This is a genomic window from Planomonospora algeriensis (assembly GCF_977012225.1).
On sequence record NZ_CDRNDK010000932.1, the window covers coordinates 1 to 1,028 of the forward strand.

3 protein-coding genes are annotated in these 1,028 nt (G+C 67.1%); 1 reads left to right on the forward strand and 2 read right to left on the reverse strand.

The window, feature by feature from the left end; all coding sequences use genetic code 11:
* Positions 1-203, forward strand: a 203-nt coding sequence (locus ACWJ6R_RS36975; protein ID WP_449066646.1) for a tetratricopeptide repeat protein, incomplete at its 5' end; no start/stop codon positions are given.
* A gap of 48 nt (positions 204-251) precedes the next feature.
* Here ACWJ6R_RS36975 and ACWJ6R_RS36980 read toward each other — a convergent pair.
* A complete protein-coding gene (locus ACWJ6R_RS36980; RefSeq protein ID WP_449066647.1) occupies positions 252-581 on the reverse strand; it encodes a recombinase family protein in 330 nt (109 codons plus the stop codon).
* Between the two features lie 179 nt (positions 582-760).
* Positions 761-1,028, reverse strand: a 268-nt coding sequence (locus tag ACWJ6R_RS36985; protein ID WP_449066648.1) for a tetratricopeptide repeat protein, incomplete at its 5' end; no start/stop codon positions are given.

Genomic DNA, 1,028 nt, shown 5'->3' on the forward strand with positions numbered 1-1,028 from the left:
GGGTGCTGGGCTCCGACCATCTCTCCACCTTGGCCTCCCAGGACAACCTCGCCAGCGCCTACGAATCGGCTGGAGACCTTCCCCGGGCCATTTCCCTATACGAGCAGACCCTCACCAACGCCGAGCGGATCCTCGGCAGCGGGCATCCCACAACGGTCACCATCCGCTCCAATCTGCAGGCGGCGCGACAGTCAGCCTCGTGACTGAGAAGGAGGAAGGCTCGCAGGGCGGCAGGCCAGCGGGTCCGGCGGTTAGGACGGTTGGGTACGGGTGCGTTCCAACACCCGATACACCGTGGGCCGCGACATCGAGAACAGCTCCGCGAGGTCGGCGATGGTGTAGTTGGCTAGGTCTACGAGATCGGGCACCGAGCGGGCCAGCCGGTCGAGTCTGGGGACGACGAGGGTGTCGCCGGTGCGCACCGCGGCCAGAGCCTGGCCGAGTCCGGGGCGGGCGTGGTTGGTGCCGGTCAGGCCGCGGTCGAGATAGATCCGCTCCTCTGATACCCCGAGGTTGAGGAGGATGGTCTTCTGGGCGGTGAGGTCTTGGGCGTCGGTGGAGCAGCGGGCGTAGCCGATCATGATGGCGGTCAGCCGGGAAGCGTAACGTTTAGCCCCCCGTCAGCGGACAGTTCACCGGACCACCCATATGAGACGGCATTCCCGCAGGTCGCGCTCGCTCACCGCTCATGATCGGGAGTGTCCGGAGAGGGATCCCCTATCGGACACCGGAGGAGACCCTCGCCTGCCGTCGTGGTGTCTCACCGCCCAGGACCGTCCCCCGCCCTCTCCGTCCAGTAGGCGAGTTGGTTTCGGGTGTCCAACGTACGCGGGTGTTCAGCACCCAGTACCCGTTCGCGCACCGGCAACAGCTCGGCGAATAGGTCCCGTGCCCGAGCCGCGTCTCCAGCCTCCCCCGTCCAGCGGGCAAAGTTATGCCGAGTGATCAGCATGTCCGGGTGTTCAGCACCCGACACTCGCTCGCGCACGGGCAGCAGCTCAGCCAGCAGATCCCGCGCTCGAGCCGCG

Bases quoted from the DNA above. Each gene is read 5' to 3' on its own strand.
- ACWJ6R_RS36980 (WP_449066647.1), bottom strand. From the start codon at position 581: ATGATCGGCTACGCCCGCTGCTCCACCGACGCCCAAGACCTCACCGCC.